Origin of the sequence: Streptomyces sp. NPDC018964 (assembly GCF_044390325.1) — a bacterium.
Taxonomy (GTDB): domain Bacteria; phylum Actinomycetota; class Actinomycetes; order Streptomycetales; family Streptomycetaceae; genus Streptomyces.
Map to the genome: position 1 here is coordinate 119,649 of NZ_JBIRYZ010000004.1, position 19,459 is coordinate 139,107.

21 protein-coding genes and 3 pseudogenes are annotated in these 19,459 nt (G+C 70.7%); 8 read left to right on the plus strand and 16 right to left on the minus strand.

The window, feature by feature from the left end:
- Positions 1 to 8: 8 nt before the first annotated feature.
- From ACH5AO_RS08310 to ACH5AO_RS08320, 3 genes and pseudogenes are all read right to left on the minus strand, one after another.
- Positions 9 to 425 (minus strand): DUF1761 domain-containing protein, encoded by a 417-nt coding sequence (locus tag ACH5AO_RS08310; RefSeq protein WP_030861073.1) that lies wholly within the window; start codon positions 423 to 425, stop codon positions 9 to 11.
- Between the two features lie 119 nt (positions 426 to 544).
- Positions 545 to 1,819, minus strand: a pseudogene (locus tag ACH5AO_RS08315) (helicase-related protein); the annotation flags it as partial.
- A 239-nt stretch (positions 1,820 to 2,058) separates the two neighbouring features.
- Positions 2,059 to 2,517: pseudogene (locus ACH5AO_RS08320) on the minus strand (ATP-binding protein); the annotation flags it as partial.
- A 300-nt stretch (positions 2,518 to 2,817) separates the two neighbouring features.
- Here ACH5AO_RS08320 and ACH5AO_RS08325 point away from each other — a divergent pair.
- Positions 2,818 to 3,036: a hypothetical protein gene (locus ACH5AO_RS08325; protein WP_398923071.1), complete on the plus strand. Its 219-nt coding sequence runs from the start codon at positions 2,818 to 2,820 to the stop codon at positions 3,034 to 3,036.
- Positions 3,037 to 3,133: 97 nt separating this feature from the next.
- The gene (locus tag ACH5AO_RS08330) at positions 3,134 to 4,159 is read left to right on the plus strand and encodes a sporulation protein (protein ID WP_398923073.1); all 1,026 of its coding nucleotides are present in this window, start codon (positions 3,134 to 3,136) and stop codon (positions 4,157 to 4,159) included.
- Between the two features lie 308 nt (positions 4,160 to 4,467).
- On the opposite strand, the gene ACH5AO_RS08335 is transcribed toward ACH5AO_RS08330, so the two are convergent.
- Together ACH5AO_RS08335 and ACH5AO_RS08340 are read right to left on the minus strand one after the other, a co-directional pair.
- A complete protein-coding gene (locus ACH5AO_RS08335; protein ID WP_398923075.1) occupies positions 4,468 to 5,403 on the minus strand; it encodes a M56 family metallopeptidase in 936 nt (311 codons plus the stop codon).
- Between the two features lie 6 nt (positions 5,404 to 5,409).
- Positions 5,410 to 5,799 carry a BlaI/MecI/CopY family transcriptional regulator gene (locus tag ACH5AO_RS08340; RefSeq protein WP_398923077.1) on the minus strand — a complete coding sequence of 130 codons (390 nt, stop codon included), beginning with the start codon at positions 5,797 to 5,799 and terminating at the stop codon, positions 5,410 to 5,412.
- A gap of 167 nt (positions 5,800 to 5,966) precedes the next feature.
- On the opposite strand from ACH5AO_RS08340, the gene ACH5AO_RS08345 reads away from it, so the two are divergent.
- The 4 genes from ACH5AO_RS08345 to ACH5AO_RS08360 all read left to right on the plus strand — a co-directional run bounded on the left by ACH5AO_RS08345 (position 5,967) and on the right by ACH5AO_RS08360 (position 8,299).
- Positions 5,967 to 6,233, plus strand: coding sequence for a GlsB/YeaQ/YmgE family stress response membrane protein (locus tag ACH5AO_RS08345; RefSeq protein ID WP_398923079.1), 267 nt, complete (start codon positions 5,967 to 5,969; stop codon positions 6,231 to 6,233).
- 134 nt (positions 6,234 to 6,367) lie between these two features.
- Positions 6,368 to 6,943 (plus strand): TerD family protein, encoded by a 576-nt coding sequence (locus ACH5AO_RS08350; RefSeq protein ID WP_398923081.1) that lies wholly within the window; start codon positions 6,368 to 6,370, stop codon positions 6,941 to 6,943.
- A gap of 107 nt (positions 6,944 to 7,050) precedes the next feature.
- Positions 7,051 to 7,758, plus strand: coding sequence for a hypothetical protein (locus ACH5AO_RS08355; RefSeq protein WP_398923083.1), 708 nt, complete (start codon positions 7,051 to 7,053; stop codon positions 7,756 to 7,758).
- Positions 7,715 to 8,299 carry a TerD family protein gene (locus tag ACH5AO_RS08360; RefSeq protein ID WP_398923085.1) on the plus strand — a complete coding sequence of 195 codons (585 nt, stop codon included), beginning with the start codon at positions 7,715 to 7,717 and terminating at the stop codon, positions 8,297 to 8,299. Before ACH5AO_RS08355 ends, ACH5AO_RS08360 begins: the two co-directional genes overlap by 44 nt.
- A gap of 216 nt (positions 8,300 to 8,515) precedes the next feature.
- Here ACH5AO_RS08360 and ACH5AO_RS08365 read toward each other — a convergent pair whose 3' ends face one another.
- The 3 genes from ACH5AO_RS08365 to ACH5AO_RS08375 are packed head-to-tail and all read right to left on the minus strand — an operon-like array spanning position 8,516 to position 9,490.
- Positions 8,516 to 8,797, minus strand: coding sequence for a type II toxin-antitoxin system RelE/ParE family toxin (locus tag ACH5AO_RS08365; protein WP_398923087.1), 282 nt, complete (start codon positions 8,795 to 8,797; stop codon positions 8,516 to 8,518).
- Between the two features lie 5 nt (positions 8,798 to 8,802).
- A complete protein-coding gene (locus ACH5AO_RS08370; protein WP_037872376.1) occupies positions 8,803 to 9,084 on the minus strand; it encodes a type II toxin-antitoxin system Phd/YefM family antitoxin in 282 nt (93 codons plus the stop codon).
- Position 9,085: 1 nt separating this feature from the next.
- A complete protein-coding gene (locus tag ACH5AO_RS08375; RefSeq protein WP_398923089.1) occupies positions 9,086 to 9,490 on the minus strand; it encodes a hypothetical protein in 405 nt (134 codons plus the stop codon).
- 934 nt (positions 9,491 to 10,424) lie between these two features.
- On the opposite strand from ACH5AO_RS08375, the gene ACH5AO_RS08380 reads away from it, so the two are divergent.
- Both ACH5AO_RS08380 and ACH5AO_RS08385 read left to right on the plus strand, forming a co-directional pair.
- Positions 10,425 to 11,279: a Scr1 family TA system antitoxin-like transcriptional regulator gene (locus tag ACH5AO_RS08380; protein ID WP_398923091.1), complete on the plus strand. Its 855-nt coding sequence runs from the start codon at positions 10,425 to 10,427 to the stop codon at positions 11,277 to 11,279.
- Positions 11,276 to 11,482: a DUF397 domain-containing protein gene (locus ACH5AO_RS08385; RefSeq protein WP_398923093.1), complete on the plus strand. Its 207-nt coding sequence runs from the start codon at positions 11,276 to 11,278 to the stop codon at positions 11,480 to 11,482. The genes ACH5AO_RS08380 and ACH5AO_RS08385 overlap by 4 nt, the downstream gene beginning before the upstream one ends.
- Before the next feature lie 75 nt (positions 11,483 to 11,557).
- On the opposite strand, the gene ACH5AO_RS08390 is transcribed toward ACH5AO_RS08385, so the two are convergent.
- The 8 genes and pseudogenes from ACH5AO_RS08390 to ACH5AO_RS08425 all read right to left on the minus strand — a co-directional run.
- Entirely contained in the window at positions 11,558 to 12,244 is a 687-nt protein-coding gene (locus ACH5AO_RS08390; RefSeq protein ID WP_398923627.1) for a DUF7008 domain-containing protein, read from the minus strand.
- 45 nt (positions 12,245 to 12,289) lie between these two features.
- Positions 12,290 to 13,081, minus strand: a complete 792-nt coding sequence (locus ACH5AO_RS08395) for a hypothetical protein (RefSeq protein WP_398923095.1) — start codon at positions 13,079 to 13,081, stop codon at positions 12,290 to 12,292.
- A 217-nt stretch (positions 13,082 to 13,298) separates the two neighbouring features.
- Entirely contained in the window at positions 13,299 to 14,873 is a 1,575-nt protein-coding gene (locus tag ACH5AO_RS08400) for a hypothetical protein (RefSeq protein WP_398923097.1), read from the minus strand.
- 187 nt (positions 14,874 to 15,060) lie between these two features.
- On the minus strand, positions 15,061 to 15,693 hold the full coding sequence (locus tag ACH5AO_RS08405; RefSeq protein ID WP_398923099.1) for an RloB family protein: 633 nt from the start codon (positions 15,691 to 15,693) through the stop codon (positions 15,061 to 15,063).
- Positions 15,647 to 17,017: an ATP/GTP-binding protein gene (locus tag ACH5AO_RS08410; protein ID WP_398923101.1), complete on the minus strand. Its 1,371-nt coding sequence runs from the start codon at positions 17,015 to 17,017 to the stop codon at positions 15,647 to 15,649. The genes ACH5AO_RS08405 and ACH5AO_RS08410 overlap by 47 nt, the downstream gene beginning before the upstream one ends.
- 110 nt (positions 17,018 to 17,127) lie before the next feature.
- The gene (locus ACH5AO_RS08415; RefSeq protein WP_398923103.1) at positions 17,128 to 17,772 is read right to left on the minus strand and encodes a hypothetical protein; all 645 of its coding nucleotides are present in this window, start codon (positions 17,770 to 17,772) and stop codon (positions 17,128 to 17,130) included.
- Complete coding sequence (locus ACH5AO_RS08420) at positions 17,766 to 18,506, minus strand: hypothetical protein (RefSeq protein WP_398923657.1); 741 nt, start codon at positions 18,504 to 18,506, stop codon at positions 17,766 to 17,768. The genes ACH5AO_RS08415 and ACH5AO_RS08420 overlap by 7 nt, the downstream gene beginning before the upstream one ends.
- Positions 18,507 to 19,192: 686 nt before the next feature.
- Positions 19,193 to 19,450, minus strand: a pseudogene (locus tag ACH5AO_RS08425) (NERD domain-containing protein); the annotation flags it as partial.
- Positions 19,451 to 19,459: the final 9 nt, after the last annotated feature.

Below are 19,459 nucleotides of genomic sequence, written 5' to 3' on the forward strand. Positions count from 1 at the left end.
GCCCGGACTCAGCGCGTCGCGACCAGGACGACGCTGCCGAGCACGCTCGTGAGCACGAAGAACGGCGCGTTGAGGACCCCGTAGTACAGCGGGCGCGGGAAGTTCGGGTTGATGGCGATCTGGAAGGTCATCGCTCCGAGATAGCCGACGCCCACGAGGAGCCCGAAGACCACGGCGTCCCCCATGCCCGTGATGTCGAGCGCCTCGACGAGCACGGCGCTGGTCAGGACGGTGACGAGGAGGCACACCGGCGGCCCCGCCATGGCCAGGGCCGTCTGCGCGGGCGCCGGCGCGCCCTCGCGGCCGAGCGCCACGGCGTACGGCTTGGCGATCACCACCGCGAACCAGACGCCGGCGAGCAGGACCGAGGCGACGGCCGTGACGGCGACGGCCCACCAGTTGATGTCGGCGAGAACGGAGAACACGCGCGGGCTCCTTGCGGACGGGCGGTCCTCGCGACCGCCGGGAGCACGAGTCTCGGCGACGTACAGGACAGGGCGTGTCCGCTTCCCGGCGGAGCCGGTCGGCTTCCCGGCGGAGCCGGTCAGCCGTCCTGCCGCAGCAGGAACCGCACCGGTTCCGCCAGTGCCGTCCGCGCCCCTTCGGCGTCCCCCAGCCGCGCCGCGAGGGTGGCCTCCGCGAGCCGTGCGGGCAGCGCCTCCGCGAACTTCAGGCCCCGTACGGCGTGCGGGTCCACGTCCGGCAGCGTCAGGCCCGTACCGGTGTCCGCCCCCGTACCGGTGTCCGCCACCGCCGCGCGCCACGCCCGCGGGGTGACGTCGTCGCGCAACCGGACGAAGCGGTCGTCGACGTTCCGGTGCCGCAGGACGACGGAGGGGAGCGACGCGGCCAGGGTCGCGTTCGCCCGGTGCCCGGCCCAGGTCCACCAGCGCACGTCGCTGTCGCCCCGGCGGGTGATGACGGTCCCGGCCGGGTGCACCACGTCCAGGTACCTCTCCCGGGCCGCCGCGAGCCTCGCCTCCGCCCGGCGGGTCAGGGACACGGGCGGGTCCCCGCCGAGCAGCACGTCCCGTACGGCACGGGCCAGGGTGAAGGACCGCACGCGCTGCGCCCCGAAGCCGCTCCACTTGGCGCGCCCGCCCTCGTCCACGGGTTCCACGAAGCAGCGCCTGCGCCGCCAGTCGATGTACGTCACCAGCCGGCTGCGGCCCGCCAGCAGCAGTTTGTGCGGGCCGTCGGTCTCCTCGGTCAGCAGGTCCGGGTCGGTGCGGCCGATCTCGGTCCGTCCGCTGAGCACGGTGAACTCGGGCGGCGCGGTGAACGAGGCCGTCAGGTTCATGAAGTGCCGCTGCCCGAAGCGGCGTTCGGCCTCCGGCCCGATGAACAGGGTGCCCGCGTCCCGCTCCAGCCAGCCCTGTTCCACCAGGTGCCGTACGACGGGTTCGGCGGCGGTACCGAACGTGCCGAGGCCGCCCCACCACTCCTGCCACAGGTTCTCCCCGACCCGGTGCTCCTGGAGGCACAGCGCGAGCAGTTGCTGGGCCACGAGGTGCCGCGGCTCGGGAGGCCGGGTCACCGGCTCCACCCAGCCGCGCGACCAGGCGAGGAGCAGGGCCGCGGCGGCCAGGAAACCCTCGTCGCTCAACGCGAGGAAGAGGCAGTTGCGCCGGGTGCCGGGGCGGCGCCCGGTGCGGCCCAGGCGTTGCAGGAACGAGGCGACCGTCGCCGGGGCGTCGAGCTGGATCACCCGGTCCAGGTCGCCGACGTCGATGCCGAGTTCGAGGGTGCTGGTGGAGACGATGACGCAGTCCCGGGCCTCGGCGAACGCCTCCTCCGCGCGGCGCCGTTCGTCGATGGCGTCGAACACGTTGGACTTGCCCGTGCCGTTCTCCCCGGCGATACAGGTGAACGGGCCCAGTTCGACCGTCAGTCCCAGCAGGTTCTTGAATCCGTCGACCTCGAGCCGTGTGAGCGTCCGTCCTTCCAGGCGGTCCGCCCGGTCTCCGCTCCGGCCGGGTCGGCGTCGTCAGCAGCACATGTCCCGTGGGAGTCCCCCGACGGGGCCGCGGGCAGGGCGTCGAGGGGTGCGGTGCCCGTCGGGAGGCCGACCACGGCCCACACCGTCTTGCCGGGCCCGCCGGTCCGCTCGCCGACTCCCCAGGCGTCGGCGAGGGCGGCGACCAGCAGCAGGCCCCGGCCTCCTTCTGCCCCGGGGGCGCCGCCGCCCGCGCGTGGTCCGAGCTCCCCGCGGGTGTCGCTCACCTCCACCCGTACGAGCCCGTCGTCGCGGTCGGCCGTCAGCCGCAGTTCGACGTCCCGGCCGGGTACGCGCCCGTGGGTCACGGCGTTGTTCGCCAGCTCGGCGACGATCAGTTCCACGGCGTCGTGCGCCGGGGTGCCGTGGTGCCAGCCCCAGGCGTCCATCTGACAGGAGGCGAGCCGGCGGGCGAGCCGGGCCCCGCGCGGGGACGGGGTGAAGCGGAACGAGAGCACCGTCTGATCGGCGAGCGGAAGCGGCAGCGCGGACCGCCGCTCCGCGCGGGGGGAAGTGGTCATGCCCCGAAGATCCCGCGCCCGCACCCCCGCCCACCAGCAGCGACGTCCCCACGACGACGCTCTGTCGGGGCGACGGTCGAGGCTGTCGGGCTTGTCGGGCCCGCCCGCACGCACGTCCCGGACAGGGCCCCGCCGCGGTGAGTCCGTCGCCGCGCCCTGCCTCGCGGGAGTGTGTTTTCGGCCTTTTCCCTCCTCCCCGACCCGACCGTGCTTCCCCGGCCCGCCACAGCCCTATGCTTCTACTCGTTTGTAGAAGGTCCGCGACAGGGCCGGGCCTCACGTACGTGGAAGAGGACACGCATGGCTTCGATCGACCTGGACAAGGTGCTCGACAAGGCGTGGGCGGACAAGAGCCTGTCCGAGATCCTGGCCGCTCCGGTGGGGGCGCTCAAGGGTGTTTCCGACCGTGACGGCGAGCTGCTCCGGGAGGCGTTCGGGGTCGAGACCGTCGCCGACCTGGCCGAGTTGAAGTACGTCCGCTGGGCGCAGGCCCTCGCCGCGCTGGACGCGGCGAAGTAGCGCGTCCGCGCGCACAGCCGCGGGCCCGCGCGCACGCCCCCGCGCGCGGTCCCGCACCCGAACGAGACACACGCACGTATAAGGAGTGGACGCCACCATGGTGTTCAAACGACTGCTCGGATCACTGGGCGTGGGCGGACCCACCGTCGACACGGTCCTCGACCCGGGAGCCGCCCGCCCCGGCGGCGCGCTGACCGGCCAGGTCCACCTGCAGGGCGGAGACGCCGACTTCGACATCGAGCACATCACCCTGGAGCTCGTGGCCCGGGTCGAGGCCGAGCACGGCGAGGGCGAGAGCGAGGGCGTCGTCGCCTTCGAGCGGTTCACCGTCGGCGGAGGCTTCCGGCTCGGCGCGGGGCAGCGGCACAGCGTCCCGTTCACGGTGATGCTGCCGTGGGAGACCCCGATCACCGAGCTCTACGGGCAGGCCCTGGGCATCGTCCTCGGCGTGCGCACCGAGCTGGCCGTGGCCGGTGCGAGGGACAAGGGCGACCTGGACCAGCTGACCGTCGCTCCGCTGCCCGCGCAGGAGGCGGTCCTGGAGGCCCTCGGGCAGCTGGGCTTCGGCTTCAAGTCGGCCGACCTGGAGTACGGCCGCATCAACGGCACCGGCCAGCAGCTGCCCTTCTACCAGGAGATCGAGCTGACCCCGGCGCCGCAGTACGCGCACCAGGTCAACGAGGTCGAGGTGACCTTCCTGGCCGGTCCGGGCGGCATGGAGGTCGTCCTGGAGGCCGACAAGCGCGGTGGCCTCTTCTCCGGCGGTCATGACGTGCTGACCCGCTTCACCGTCGGCCATCACGACTCCCGTGACTGGAACACGGAAGTGGACGGCTGGATCCGGCAGTTGGTCGAGCACCGGGCGTCGTACGGCTCCCACGGCTCGCACGGCTTCCACGGCCACGGCGACCCGTACGCCGGGCACGGCGGTCACCACGGGTACGGCGACCACCACCACGGTGACCACCACGACGAGCACCGCCGTTCCGGCCCCGGCATGGGCACCGTCGTCGCGGCGGGCGCCGCCGGACTCGCGGTCGGCGTCGTCGGCGGCATGGTCGCGGCCGAAGTGGTCGACGAGGTCGGGGACTTCTTCGAGGGCGACGAGGAGGACGAGGGCTGACGCCACGCCGCCACGGCGGAAGGCGAAGGGCGCCGGAGCGGGGAGCGGGAGGTCGAAGAAGAAGCCCGCCGAGCCACGGGCCGCCATCCGGATCGGCACCGGTACCGGCACCGTCATCGGTACCGGCCCCGGCACCGTCACCGGCGGCCCCGACGGCGATTCCGACAAGGACGAGCGGGCGTGATCCACGAGGCGTGCCACGCCCTCGACCCACCACCCCGCGAGCCCGGCCTCCGACCGGCCCCGCCCGTGTGGCGGGCCGCGCGCTTCGGCGCGCCGGCCCGCCACACCCCGCCCGGATCACGGGATCAAAGAGGCGTGGCCGCGCGCAGGATGAAGATCATCGTCACGGCGGAGTTCGCCGACGACATCGCCGACACGGCGGCCCCCACCGCCGCACCCCACGTGGCGACCCCCACCGACGTGAACAGCGACGGCCAGCTGCGCGCCGCCGGAGCGGGCCCGAGCAGGGCCGCCACCCGGCGTGGCACAGGGCCCGCCGAGGCGAGGCCGGCCAGGGTCGCCACCGGAGTGCCGCGGGAGACCAGGGCCGCCTTGCCGATCGCGCACGCCACGGTCCGGCGGCTGCCGACGGTCTGGGCCGCGTCCTCGTCCGCCCACCGTTCCGCCGTGTACGACACCGCCGTACGCAGCGGCCGCAGGAAGGGGTTGGCGCGCGCGGCCAGTTGGACCGTGAGCAGGAAGCGGTGGTGCCGGGCGGTCAGGTGGGCCCGTTCGTGGGCGAACAGCGCCCGGCGTTCGGCCGGTTCCAGGCACTCCAGCATGGCCGTGGTCACGACCACGCGGTCACGCCGTCGGCCGCCCGGCAGCGCGTAGGCGTAGGGCACGTCGTCCGGCAGGACCGCCGCCTCCGTCTCCCGCAGTCCGGCCAGCGCCCGGTGGGCGCGGCGGCGCACCCGCCCGTGCCGCCACAGTGTCCGCCCGCACGCCACGAGTACCACGACGAGCGCGGGGATCGCCGCCTTGCCGACGACCTCGTCGTACGGGACCGCCGCGCGGACCTCGGGGTCGGACCAGCCGTCGGGCAGCGGGTTTCCGGGAAGCTGGGCGGTGCCGACCACCATCACCAGGCCGAGGCACAGCGTGCTGCAGGCCGCCATGACCGCGGCCACCCCGGTCAGCAGCCGTGTCGCGGTCCGTGGATGCAGGTGCTGCTCGGCCAGGCGCGCGATGGGCCAGGCCGTCAGGGGCAGCACCAGTGGCAGAAAGACGAACACCCCCATGAGGCTTCAGTCTTCCCCTTCGTTCCCCGACCGGCCCAGCAGTTCCCGCAGCAGCCGCTCGTCGTCCGGGCCGAGGCCGGTGACGAAGCTGGTCAGCACCGCCTCGCGGTCGCCCTCGGAGTCCAGCACCCTGCGCATCTTGTGGGCGGCCAGGCCCGCCTGGTCGGAGGCGGGCGTCCAGGCGAAGGACCGGCCCGCGCGTTCCCGCGTCACCGCTCCCTTGGCCAGCAGCCTGGTCAGGATGGTGATGACGGTCGTGTAGGCGAGGTCGTCGCCCAGGCGTTCCTGCACCCAGCCGGCCGTCGCCGGTCCGTCCGCCTCCCGCAGCGCTTCCAGAACCAGCGCCTCCAGCTCACCCTGCCCCCGCCGCCGGGAACGCTCCCGCTGTTCCGCCACGCGCCCCGTCTCCCTTCCGCCGCTGCCCGTTCCCCGAGCGGACATCGTATAGACGCCCCGGGCCCCGCACGCCGCCCGGCGGACCCCGCGCCTTCTACAGGATTGTAGAAGCTAGACTGCCCAGAGGCATGCCCGCACGAGAAGGACAGGAAAAGGAGCGTCGCGACATGGGTGTCATCGCATGGCTGGTGCTGGGACTCCTCGCCGGAGCGATCGCCAAGGCCGTCCTGCCCGGACGCGATCCGGGCGGTTGCGTCGGTACGACGGTCATCGGCATCGCCGGTGCCTTCCTGGGGGGCTGGCTGTCGGCGCGTTTCCTCGACCGGCCGGTGGAGCGGCATTTCTTCGACCTCGCGACCTGGGGCTCGGCCGTCGCGGGCGCGCTCGTACTGCTGATCGCCTACCGCCTGCTCTTCGGCAACTCACGCGACTGACGCGGGACATCACGCGGCCGCGCCGGCCCCGAGGCGCGGCCGCACCCCCGCCCCAACTTCTACACTGATGTAGATTATTAGGTCGGGGCCCGTACACGCGGGCCTCGACCGCACCTGCCGAGAAGGAGCACGCAGTGGGAGTTTCCCTGTCCAAGGGTGGCAACGTCTCGCTCAGCAAGGAGGCACCGGGCCTGACCGCCGTCCTGGTCGGTCTGGGCTGGGACGTCCGTATGACCACCGGCACCGACTACGACCTGGACGCCTCCGCGCTGCTCCTCGACACGTCCGGCAGGGTCCTGTCGGACCAGCACTTCGTCTTCTACAACAACCTCAGGAGCCCCGACGGCTCGGTGGAGCACACCGGCGACAACCTCACCGGTGAGGGCGAGGGCGACGACGAGGTCGTCAAGGTGGACCTCGCGGGCGTACCCGCCGAGGTCGACAGGATCGTGTTCCCGGTCTCCATCCACGACGCCGAGAACCGCGGCCAGAGCTTCGGCCAGGTCCGCAACGCCTTCATCCGCGTCGTCAACCAGGCCGGCGGTGCCGAGATCGCCCGCTACGACCTGTCCGAGGACGCCTCCACCGAGACCGCGATGGTCTTCGGCGAGCTCTACCGCAACGGCGCGGAGTGGAAGTTCCGCGCCGTTGGCCAGGGCTACGCCTCGGGCCTGGCCGGGATCGCCGCCGACTTCGGCGTGAGCGTCTGACACCCCGCGGACGGCACGGCGCCGGACCGGCTCCCCTCGGGGCCGGTCCGCCGCGTCCGCGCCGCTCCGAGAGCACCGCCGAAGCCTTCCACCCGTCAGGAGACCACGTGGCCGACCCACTGCGCCTTCGCCCGGAGGACGGGCCGGACTTCGAGGCGGTACTGCGCCTGGCGCTCGGCACCGCGGACGTACGGGAGGCACTGGGGGCCGATCCCACCGGCCGGGCCGCGGAGCGTCTGCGCCTGCGCGCGCTCGGGGACGCCGACGGGATAGCCGTCGCGGCACGCGCGGAATACGGCGCGTACCTCGCGGCGCGTACGTCGGCACGGTCCGGCCCGCCGTCCCACCCCGTGACCGGCAGCCTGCTGCCCGCCCTGGCGGTGCTCACCCCGCTCGTCGCCGCCGCGTCCGCCGCGGTCCTGCTCGTCCTCGGCTACCTGCTCCGGCTGGCGGACACGGCAAGCGCCCTGCCCGGCTCGCTGATCACCGCCGGATGGATCCTGACGCTGATCGCGGGCACCAGCGCCCTCCTCGCCTTCGCCGCACTGCTGAGGACGGCGGTACGCGGCGGTGACGGGTCCGCGCACTCGGCGCGCACGCGGCGGGCCCGCATGGACTGGCACCAGGCCCTGCTGCACCGGGGCATGTTGCCCCACCTGCGCCGGTACCTGCGCGAGGAGCCGTTTCCGCACTCCGCCCCTCCACCGGCCGTCCGCCCCTCCCACCCCCACGACGCACACACCACCAGCAACCCTGAGGAGCACCCGTCCCATGTCGGTCAACATGAGCAAAGGCCAGCAGATCAGCCTCAGTAAGTCCGACGGCACCGCCCTGACGTCCGTCCGCATGGGGCTGGGCTGGCAGGCCGCACCCCGCAAGGGCTTCCTCGCCAAGCTCACCGGGACGCGTGAGATCGACCTGGACGCCTCCGCCGTCCTCTTCGCCGCCGGGCAGCCCACGGACGTCGTCTTCTTCCAGCACCTGACCAGCGACGACGGCTCGGTCCGGCACACCGGCGACAACCTCACCGGCGGCGCGGGCACGGGAGGCGACGACGAGTCGATCCTGGTCGACCTCGCCCGCGTGCCCGCCCACGTCGACCAGATCGTCTTCACCGTCAACTCGTTCACCGGCCAGACCTTCGCCGAGGTGCAGAACGCCTTCTGTCGCCTGGTCGACGAGACGACCGGCGCCGAACTGGCCCGCTACACGCTCACCGGGGGCGGCGAGCACACCGCCCAGATCATGGCGAAGGTCCACCGCTCCGGCGGCGGCTGGCAGATGAAGGCCATCGGCGCACCCGCCACCGGCCGTACCTTCCAGGACCTGCTCCCGGCCATCACACCCCACCTCTGAACACCACCACCGCCACGTCCGCACCGTCCGGTCCGGGTCCCGGGGCAGCCGTGCCGTAGGCGGCGGCGGAAGTGCGTGACGGTGGGTGATCGTCTCGTTCCTGTTGGTGAGTACTGGAAATACTGACACGTTCGTAGAGAACCCCCTGCTCGTTGCGGCGAGCAGGCGCGAGGCCCGCCGAGAACTCAGGCGGGCCTCTGCTTTTGCGGTGACCTCTTAGGGAACCTGACGGTAGACCTCGCGGCGGTTGCCCACGGTCAGGACCCACACGATGAGCCGGCCGTCCTCGACGGTGTAGACGACGCGGTAGTCACCGACCCTGAGCCGCCACCGGGCCTCGTGCCCCCGGAGGGCCTTCACGTCGAACCCCGCCGTGTCTCCCGCGTCCATCGCCTTCTGGAGTTCGGTCAGGCGGTACAGGGCGCGCAGGGCGTCGGGGCGCGGGATCTTGAGCATGTCCCGCTGGGCGTGCGGGGTGAAGCGCGCGACGTACCCCATGTGCGTCAGCCCTGCTGGTCGCGGAGCAGAGCGGCCATCTCCTCGAGCGAGACCGACCCGTCGGTGCCCTCGGACTCTGCTTCATCGGCCAGCCGGTTGAGCCATGCCTCTTCGGCGTCCTCGGCGAGTCGGCGCAGCCGCTGGTACTCCTGGATGTCGATCACGACGGCTTCCTGCTTGCCGCGCCGAGTGATGATCGTCGGCGTCTCCTCGCGGCGGGCGCGGTCGATGACGTCGGCGAGGTGGCTGCGGACCTCGGCCATGGACTCGACTACCGGTTCGCTCATGTCACGAATGTAGCAGATGTACATGAAGGTCGGGCTGCCGGTGATGTGTCGTCGCGCCGCTGCTCTGCGGACCGGCAACCGGCGGAGGTGAGTTGAGGCAGCGGCGGCAGAGGGTTTCGTCGCCGGCCGGCCGGAAGAGGGTCGCCTGTACGTGGTCGCCCTCGCATTCACGGAAGGCCGCGAGGCGGCTGGACGGGCGTGCGGGGGAAGGGAGTCCGGCGATCGGGACGGCGTCGGGGACCGGCGCGGGCGGCACGTCGCGGAGCAGGTAGCGCAGGAGGCCGCCGGGGCGGTGGACCGGCGTGCCGTCGTCGGGGAGGCCGCGCAGGATGTGCGTGCGGACGGCGGTGGGGGTGTGGCCCGCGGCGAGCCAGCGGGAGACGAGCCGGGCCAGCTCGTCGTGCATGCCGCGCGGGATGCGGCGCAGGTCGGGGGAGAGGCGGGGGAGGGCGGCGACGAGGGCGCGGGCGGCTTCGGGGGCTCGGTCGTCTCGGTCGCTTCCGGGACGGGCTCCGGCTCCGGGTCCGGCTTCCGCTCCGGCCCGGCGGGACGGTGGGAGGTGTTTTCCCCGGGGTCTTTTCTTGGATGACCGTCGGTGGGCGGAGGGGTCGGAGCACCGGCCGCCGGAACGCGGGCACTCGGCGCGAGCTGGGGCGACGCGGAGGCGTCGGGTACGTGTACGGGCAGCCGGGCGAGGATCTTGGCGGCCTCGGCCTCGCTCAACGGCACGTTGGAGACGAGCTGTTGGGTCACCCAGTGACCACCCGGCCCCTGGAGCCGCCGCTCGTGCACGAACCCCTCCTCCTTGAGCTGCCGCTTGGCCCGTGTGAAGGCACACGCCCCGATACGGGCGCGTTCGGCGGTGCGTGACAGGGGCTCACGTGCCCCGTCGGGAAGGGAGAGCTGCCAGGTCAGGAGGCGTACGGCGTCGGAGGACAGCCGGGGATGCCGGATGAGGTCGTGCGAGAACTGAGTGAAGGCGCGCGGGGGCGCGATATGGTGCCGGTAAATCACGGTGGAGTCCTTTTCCACTGGTGGTCCAGGCCCTCGCGAACGGTTGCCGCCGTCGCGGGGGCTGCTTGTTGGTGACGGTACCGCACAGAGCGTGCGCGTACGTACGCGTTGCGTGAAGAGGTGGGAGCGGCCCCGACGCTCCCACTCCCGTTTTCGCAGAGCCCCTCTCCACGTCGTGTCCCGCGCCCTCGCCCTCCGTCAGGGCGGGGCGGATTCACCCGTAAGTCGGAACTTGCCTGGTGCGCGGCGTGGTTGCTGTGCGTTTGTCCTACGGTGCGAGCACGAGTGACCGGTGGACGGATGGATGTGCTGAGGGGGCGGGTGCGATGGAGTCGGGAGCGGACTCGGGTGCGGGCGTGGAGGGCGGCGCGGGTGCGGCCGATTCCAACGGGGGGTTCCTGCGGTGCTTCGGGCGGCAGATGAAGCTGCTGCGGGAGGCCGCGGGGCTGACGCAGGCGCAGTTGGGCGAGCGGGTCGGGTACGGCGAGGCGCAGATCGCGGCGGTGGAGCAGGGGCGGCGGATTCCCCGGCCGGAACTGGTGGACGCGGTGGATCGGGAGGTGGGCGGGCGGGGGGTGTTGGTGGCGATGAAGGGGGAGGTGGCGAAGGCTCGGTACCCGGGGTTCTTCCGGCGGTACGCGGAGCTGGAGGCGCAGGCGGTTGAGCTGCACGCCTACTCCGACCACGTGGTCAAGGGCATCTTGCAGACGGAGGAGTACGCACGCGCGGTCTTCCGCATGTGGCGTCCGCTGTTGGACGAGGAGACGATCGAGCAGGGCGTGACTGCGCGGATGGAGCGCCGGAAGCTTTTCGCTCGTCGGCCCGCTCCGCTGCTGAGCTTCGTCATCGAGGAACATGTTCTGCAGCGACCTCTCGGAGGTCTGGAGGTGCTGCGAGGCCAACTGGAACAACTGCTGCTGTACGGGCATGAACGTAACGTTGAGTTGCAAGTCATGCCGACACGGCGCGACGAGCACGCAGGACTGGCGGGCCCCTTCACATTGATCCATCTCGCCGATCAGCGCAGGATGGCTTACATGGAGGTGCAGGACACAAGTGCCCTGTACTCGGACCCGAAGAAGGTCAGCCCGTTGGAGGCGACGTACAGAGTCCTCGCGGCCCAGGCGTTGACTCCCAGGGAGTCGCTGGCCTTCATCCAGAAGCTGTTGGGAGAGCTATGAAGACAGGCAGCCCCGCGCCTGCCGCTGGCGAACTGCGCTGGTTCAAGAGCAGCTACAGCGCGGGCAACGGCGGCGATTGCGTCGAAGTCGCGGACGCCGGTACGGCCGTACTGATCCGTGACTCCAAGTGCCCGGATGCGGCGATCCTCAATGTGCCGTCCGCCCAGTGGACGGCGTTCGTGCGGATGGCCGCAGGCGCCTGAAACGAACGAGGGGCGGTGGGAAGCCTTTTGTGCTCCCCACCGCCCCTCACTCATGCCCGAAGGGCACTGCCCTGCTCACTCGCTCTTCTTGCGCCGTCCGCCTGCTTTCTTCTCGGGGCGCCAGTTGACGAGATCGGCCTCGGACAGTTCGCGCTCCGCGCGGCCGGTGTCGAGGGCGGCCTGGATCTCCTCGGCGGGGTTGCCCTCCCACTCCTCGTCGTACTCGCCGTACCACTGGTGCACCCAGGGCAGCACCTCGCGCAGGCCGGCGAGGAGCGGTACGAAGCGGGGGTCGTCCTTGGTCCAGCCGCCGGTCTCGACACGGCTGCGGATCAGTCCGACGAGGGCGTCGGCCTGGTCGCGGTGGTTCCAGCCGGCCCAGCCGAGCAGCAGGGAACCGTCGGCCTCGGGGGAGGCGCCGGGGTAGGAGATGAACCGTTCCTTGGGCACGTCGAGCTTGCCGCGGTTGGACCAGTAGGAGTGCTTGAGGAAGTCCGCGCCGGTGTACTTCGGCGGCACCTTGATGTCGAGCCGCTTCCCGGTCCGGTCCTCCTCCCGCTGCTGCTCCCAGACCTGCTCCCACTGCGCCCGCTTGCGCAGCCCGGAGTCCTTGTAGCGGAGGGCGGCGAGGTAGGGCACGTGCTCGGCCTCGATGACGGCGGCGAGCACGGTGGCGAGGGAGGCGTCCCGCTTACCGAGGTGGCCGAGGGCGGCCAGGGGCCTTCGCCAGTCGCGAGCGGTGTGACGTAGGGCGGCGGCGATGTCGACGTGGCCGTCCTGGCGGTGGACGCCGAGAGGAACGTCAGGTCAGTGCATGAAGATCCGGGCCAGCGTCGCGACCAAGGACGCCAGATAGACGGAGGCGGTCGCCACCAGTTCCTTGATCTTGAAGAGGCGGACGTCGAGGGTGCGGAGGTGGTTCAGTTCGGCGCGCTCCAGTTCGCGGAGTTGGAAGCGGTCGACGGACAGGGGTGGGCAGTTGTCTCGTGCCTGGGCGAACTCCTCGCGGGTGCTGGCGATCTCGCGGGTGCGGAAGTCCCTCATCGCGCTCTTGAGTAACCGGTTGGGCACCAGGATGTAGGCGGGCAGGGCTATCAGATAAAGGATCAGGAAAGGGGCGGTCCACGGGATCTCACCGGCCGACATCCCGATGAACAGCGAGCTGAACGCCACGACGCTGAGCAGCAGCGAGAAGATCACGTACCCAAGGAGCCTGCGCATGGGGCTCCAGCCGTAGAAGCCGTCCGTGTTCCCCTGGTCGACTCCGTAGGTGACCCAATTCCTGATGGAGACGAAGAAGAGGATGAAGCAGATGCCCATCAGGTTGTGCTTGATCATGATGTAGGAGATCAGCGCGGCGAAGAGCCCGTACACCACCACCCCCGCCCCGTGTCCGGGCGCGAGCGCGGCCCACCACGACGTGTACGCGGCCTCGCTCCAGGCGCGGCGCTCCGCCTCGGCACCGGACGGGGCGAGAGCGAAGAACGCGCCGCCCGCGCGGTAGGCGGCCATCAGGAGCGCGGCGGTCGCTAGGGAGCCGAGGGCCACCACCCAGGAGAACCGTCCGCAGCGGGCGAAGCGGAGGTTCGTGCGCCGCACCGAACGCGACATCCCCCGCCCCCACTCCCCGACAGGCCGCAGCCCTCACACACGGTCCCAGGTCCTCACGCACAGTTCACCACCCGTGCCGGACCCGTTATCGAGAACGAGCCCCGTGACCTCCAGCAGACCATCGAAACGTCCGGGACGGTGCTGTCACTCCGTACTGACGACGGCGAAGACCGGGCACGCCTGTGCAGGGCTCGGCGCTTCTCCCTCACAGGCTGTAGAGCTTCAGCCCCACGTGGTCGACGATGAATCGCTCACCCTCGGAATCCATGGCGAAATATATGCGGCCGACCTCGTTCGGTGAGGTGTGGTCGCCTAGTTTGAGGTGTGGCAGCCGGCTGTACGTCCTGTCCTCGAAAGTGAACTCATCCAGACCGTTCTTGCTCATGAACTTGTCTGTCGACGCGAGTGTCAACTCCCACTCGTGCTTGAACCAATCGTCCGGCAGCATGCCCAACTGGCACTCGAGTCGGCGATACTCGATCGCGGCCTTCGTCAGGGTGATCAGCGCGTCCCTCATCACGTGGATGTGCGGATAGTCGTCACGCTTCCATGCTTGGTGAGCATTTCGGGTGAAAACGATCGCTTCTCGTGACTGCGCTTTCAGGAAGGCCGCAAGTTCTGTCAGGTCGACCGGGTCGAGTTCCGGCGCCTCGGACCAGTCGGTGGCGCGTAGTCCACTCGCCTGGCGTGCGCGATCTGCTTCCTGTCGCCAGTACGTGGCCAGAGCCGCCTTCGCCTTGTACCCGTCGCGTTCCGTCTCGACGTCCTGAAGCCAAGCGACGTACTGCTCGACTTCACTCTTCAGTTCCTCGATGGCACGGTTCTGGGCCGCCACTTGGTGCGCCAAGTTGCCGCGGTTCTTCGCTGCTTCGAGGTCTGCCGCGATTTTTTCGTTCCGTGCCGATCGCTGAGCGGCACTCGCCCTGTGGAGGAGATGGTTGACGCCTCGCACGGTCACCGAAACGGAACTCAGCATCCGAAGCAGTCTGCCTGGCGCGAGGACGGACTCGTCCTTGGTGAATGCCGGGTGCCGGAGGGCGAGGTCCGGCCACACCAGACGTGCGCCACCCCGCGGAATGGTGGCGTCGACTTCAACGAGCCGGTCTTCGATGATCCGCTGGGAACGGGCGTCCACGGCCAGCACCGCGGCAAGGCCGGCCAACTCGCTCGCAGCGCGACGGGCCAATTGCTCACCACCCTCGTCGGCCCCGTCGACGAGCAGAATCGGCAGGAGCCGACCCGCTGCGGTGATCGCTTCCCAGACGAACTCCGTGTGCTTCGGATTGACCCAATTGAAGCGTCCGTCGACCCGGCTCGGACCCGCCCAGCACTGAAGATCGCGGTCACGAAGGAGCAGTACCAGGAGATAGGGACGCCGGAAGAAATCAATTCCGGCCGGAGCCAGTACGCCGTCCAGTGACTCTCTCGCGAGCTCGAGTCGGACTGCGGTACGCTCCCCCTCGTTGAAGACGGTGACCACACAGACGAAGTCCGCTCTGCCACTCCTGGTGATCTCGGTTCTCACGGTGACGACAAGCGCGTTGACGTCGTCCGTCCCTTCAAGCGCCCACGAGACGCGGGTGTCCGCACGATCACCGCGTTGGCTCACCAACGTGGCGGAACCAGGGACGTCGAATGACTTGGTCGAGAGTGGGGGCGAGTGCTCGAAGTTCAACCAATTGGCGACATGTTGTAACACGCGCTCCCGGACCTCTCCCGGACCGAGCTCATCCGGACCAGAGGCGCGGACGTCGAGTTCCACGACGTACAGCAGTTCCACCTTGACCTCCCCCTCTATTACGGGTTGTACGGTGAATGGTGCAACCCCCCGGAAACGGACGCCGGTTACGGCCGTGAGCCTCCTGGTGGGAAACGCCATGAAACAGAATACGTCCGGGTGAGTCGGCGGCCGAGGCCGTGGAGCCGGAGGGCTGTTGTTCCCCTGGCATCCACCGGTACCCGACGAATCAAGCCTGCCGACCTGTTGGCACGATCTGCTGGACCAGTCGCCACATCGCGCTCGACGGGTTCGCCTTGGCCTCCTCGCCCTTGTCGGCGAGTTTGCGGGCCCGCTCCACGGCTTCCGGCCACCCCGCGCGATACCGACCGAAATCGAACTCGCGAGCCGACTTGCTGTAGTTGGGGTGATGGCCGGAGAGGTGCTTCTTGGCCTGCGCGTAGCCGGTGACCGCGGCGCGGTGGTCGCGGAAATGGAGGAGCAGCCACACCTCGAAACACGGGTTGGACAGAGCGACCTCGACACCCTCGTCCGCGGCCAGCCTCAAAGCGTCGTCCAAATGTGCGAAATCGTCGACGTCCAGTACGCACCAGGCCTGTTGGTAGTGGTCGCCGGCCTTGTCGCGTTCGGCAGCGGTATGGCGGACCACCGACACGGGGTCCTGAGCGCAGATCTTGATCTTCACCGCGACGGCGCGATTGTCCACGGAAGCCAGCAAGCCTTTTAAATAGGCCGGCTCCGTGTTCATCGCCCCGCACACCACCAGGATCGGTGGCAGTGGATCCCGGTGGGCGGGCCTGCGGCGCAGCGTGGACTCACGCCTCGGTGTCTTCCTGCCGTCCGGTTTCGGCTGCCTCGCCACCCGCTCCCCCTCGCCCGGCAATCGCCAACGCGAAGGTATCGTCGATCACCGGCACCGCGCCATAACTTCCGCTCAAATACCGCCGTTCCCTGTTCTCGTCCTGCCGTGGCCTGAAGTCGGACAGCGGATAGAGCGAGGTCTCACCGAACTCGTTCTTCGACGCGAACCAGATCTGGTCCCGCTTGAGAACGTCCTCACCGGCCTTGCGGCCGAGCAGGCTCACGTCGTGGCTGGTGAAAAGGAGCTGCGCGCCGTGGGGGTTGCGGTCCGGGTCCTGGAAGAGGCCGACGAGGAAAGCACTCAACCGGGGATGCAGACTGCTGTCCAGCTCATCGACCACGAGGGTGCCGCCGGTGCTGGTCACCCGCTCCAGCGCCAGCGCGTATTCCACGATCGCCTTGGTTCCCAAGGACTCGGCCGACAGGGGAAGTTCGAATGATCCGTTCCTTCCCGTGTGCCGAAGCCAAAGTTCGCGCCGCACCTGGTGCGCTCTGCGAGGCGGAACACCGAACAGTGTCTCCTCCGCCTTCGTCCCGTCGGGTGACTGGTCCTTCAGGAGCGGCCGGCCCTCCTCGAAGGGGTCCTCCTCCACGGCCTCCACGCGGAAGTCCTCGATGCCGAGATCCGCGGCACGCAGAAGGTCCCGGAGATGTGCCGGCTCCTCCATCCTGTCCAGGCGCAAGGCCAGTTCACGCATCACCAGAGGAAGGGGACGAAACCCGCGGTCCGGCGCGGGGATCCGGAAGACCAGGTCCTCACGGAACCAGCGGTACACCCGGCCGAGGGAGGCCACGGATGCTCTCGACCGGGCCACCATGGACAGGAAGAGGGCGTTCGGCGCCGTCACCTCCGCCACCGTGGTCAGTGCCTTGGCCTCCCGCTGGGAGCTGCCGACCCGGAAGGCATCACCGTCCCGCTCGAACACCACTCGTTTACGGCCCTCCGGATAGGCATAGAGCCATTCACCGACGACGCTCTGGTCGTCCACCTCGAAGCCGTAGTTGTAGCGAACGCCACGGAGAAGGAGATCGGTGACGTACCAGGAAGATTCCGACGGTGCCACGGTGTCCAGTGAGAAGGGCTGCCTGCGCACACCTTCACCGTCCTCCGCCAGGAGCGGAGAACGGATCACCATGGTCGTCATGTAACGCAGCGCGTCCACGACGTTCGACTTGCCGGCCGCGTTCGACCCGAAGACCCCTGCCACGGGCACTGCCTGCCAGGACGTACCCGTGGGCCGGTCCCCGTCGTACACGGGGTGGAGCTGCCACTCCAGCTCGTCCCTGATCGACCGGTGATTGGCCACCCGGAAGTTGAGAAGCATCGTGTACCCCCCCTCCAGAACCTAGTTTCACCGGACTTCTTGCAAGTGAATCGTCGGTAATGGGACTTGGCAAGCCGAACCCGGTAATCAGGCGGGTGAACGAAGCGTTCTCAGAGTGCTCTCAAACTCTTGAGGAACAGCCCGTCCAGCACCTCCCACTCCGTCGCCCGGTCCACCACCTCCACCGTCCGGCCGTCCAGCGTGGGCGTCGCGCGCGGGTCCTCCGTCGGCAGCAGCAGCCACAGGCCGTGCGGGGTGTCCGCCGGGCGGCGGGCCGCCTGCTGGAGGCCGGCCAGCAGCTCACGGCCGCCGGCGTCCCAGCAACGGGTGATCAGACCGGCCTCGTGCAGCAGGACCACCGAGCGCGGACCCGCCCCCTCCGCGACGTCCACCACCCGCCGCCGCACCCGCTCCGCCGCCAGCCGCGTGTACGAGGCCAGCGCCGCGCCCAGCGTGCCCGTCGCCGTGAACTTCGCGTCCGCCTTCAGCAGCGCCTGCCAGCGCACCGACTGCTCCTCGGCCAGCTCCCGCAGCGCGTCCAGGAACACCGCGCCCAGCGACACCCCCACCGCGTCGTACCGGGCGGCCAGCGCGTCGGCGACGCCCGGCAGGTCCGGGCCCTTCAGCGTGAGCGTGAGGAAACCGCCGAGACGACGGGACTCCGTCAGCCGGGCGGACAGCACCTCACGCGGGTCACGGCCCTCGGCGATGCGGCCCTGGGCCGCCGCGTACAGGGAACCGGTGCTGGTCAGCACGGAGGACGACAGGGCCGGCCGGCGCGGCCCTCCTCGGCCCTCGGGAGGAAGCGCCGCCGCTCCGGATCCCAGTCCAGCGGGAAACCCGCCTCGGCCAGCGCCTCGGACAGTTCGACGTACGTCGTCTCGTCCAGCACGGTCAGACCGGGGAACCGCGCCCGCACCCGGGACAGCAGGTCCTCGAGCGGAATGCCGCTCTCCGGCCGGACCCCCGCCGCGGCCTGCGAGATGCGCAGCGCCCGCGAGAGCCCCAGATCCAGCGGGAACAGCTCCAGACGCGGCGAGAACGCCACCCCGCCCGCCATCGACGCGGCCAGCTCCACCAGCCGCGTGTCGGCGAGCGGCGCCATGCCGTCCGGAGCCACGACGGCGCGCAGCTCACGCAGCACCGTGGCCCGGCCCGGCAGCGGTTCCCGGCGGGCCAGGTCGGCGGCCGTCTCACCCAGCGCCGCCGCGTAGTCGGCGAGCTCGGCGGGGGTCGGATCGTCGGAACCCGGCTGGTCCTCCAGCGCGACGACGACCCGGCCGCCACGCCGCTGCACGGCCAGCCGCGCGGGCGCCTCGGCCGGCTCACCGGAGGCGGCCGAGGCCGGGTCGTCGTCCCGCTTGCGGATCTCCGCCTCGACCGCCGCGCGCACCACCGCCAGCGCCCTGGCCAGGGACACGGCGGGGGCACCGGCCCCCGAACCGTGCCGCGCCCGCAGCTCGGCCGCCAGCTCCTCCGCCGTGGACACCCGGTCCCGCTCGGTAGGGAGCGGTGGTGCGCGTAACGGACCGCTTCGGCGAGCTGGCGCACCAGGTCCAGCCGCACCGCCGGGGTGAGCCGGCCGCCGTACGCGTCGAGATAGGCGTCGAGCCGCAGATCGGACTCGCGGTGCCGGAAGAGGATCACCGGACCGCCCTGGTGCTCGCGGATCTGCGCCGCCTGCACGATGCCGCGGTGGTTGATCCCCTGGAGCACCTGGTACTCACGGCGGGCCGCGCGGTCCACCTTCGCCCGCTGCTCCGCGGAGGCGGCCTGCCCGGCCAGGTATATGCGGACCCGGCCGCTCTCCTGCACCAGCCCGTCGTCCCGCACCGCCAGCCGGTTTTCCCAGCCCGGACCGGCGTCCAGTGCGCGCGGCTGGAGCTTCCAGTCGTCGCCGAACCGCAGGTGGGCGGTGGAGTGACTGATGCCGATCCGCTGCATCAGCTGCTCGAGACGCTGGCCGATCACCGGGGTGATGCGCCGGCTCTCCCGCTCCGGAGGGCGGCCGAGCAGGTCGTCCCAGACCTTCGGCAGTCCGCTCGCCCCGTCGTCGCGGCCGTAGACGGAGGTGCGCTGGAACTCGTCGAGGCCGCTCACCAGACCGGGATCGTGCAGGAAGACCGCCGGCTTGATGAAGGGGACCTGCCGGGGATCCATCCCCAGCGTGCGGGCCGCCCGCTCCAGCTGCCCCTTCAGCTCCTTCGCCTTGAGGTCGGTCAGGTGCAGGGGGTTGCGCAGCGTCCGCACCCGGTCGTCGCCGTGGAACTGCCAGGTGTCGCCGTGGTTCACGACCCGGCCCGGGTGCCCCTTGAGCTCCAGGAGGTAGACCCCGCCGGGGACCGCGATCAGCACGTCGCACTCGTTGATCCGCCCGGACGCCCCGGTGAACTGGAACGTCGCCCACGCCCGGTAGGGCTCGATGCCCGGCATCAGCCCCCG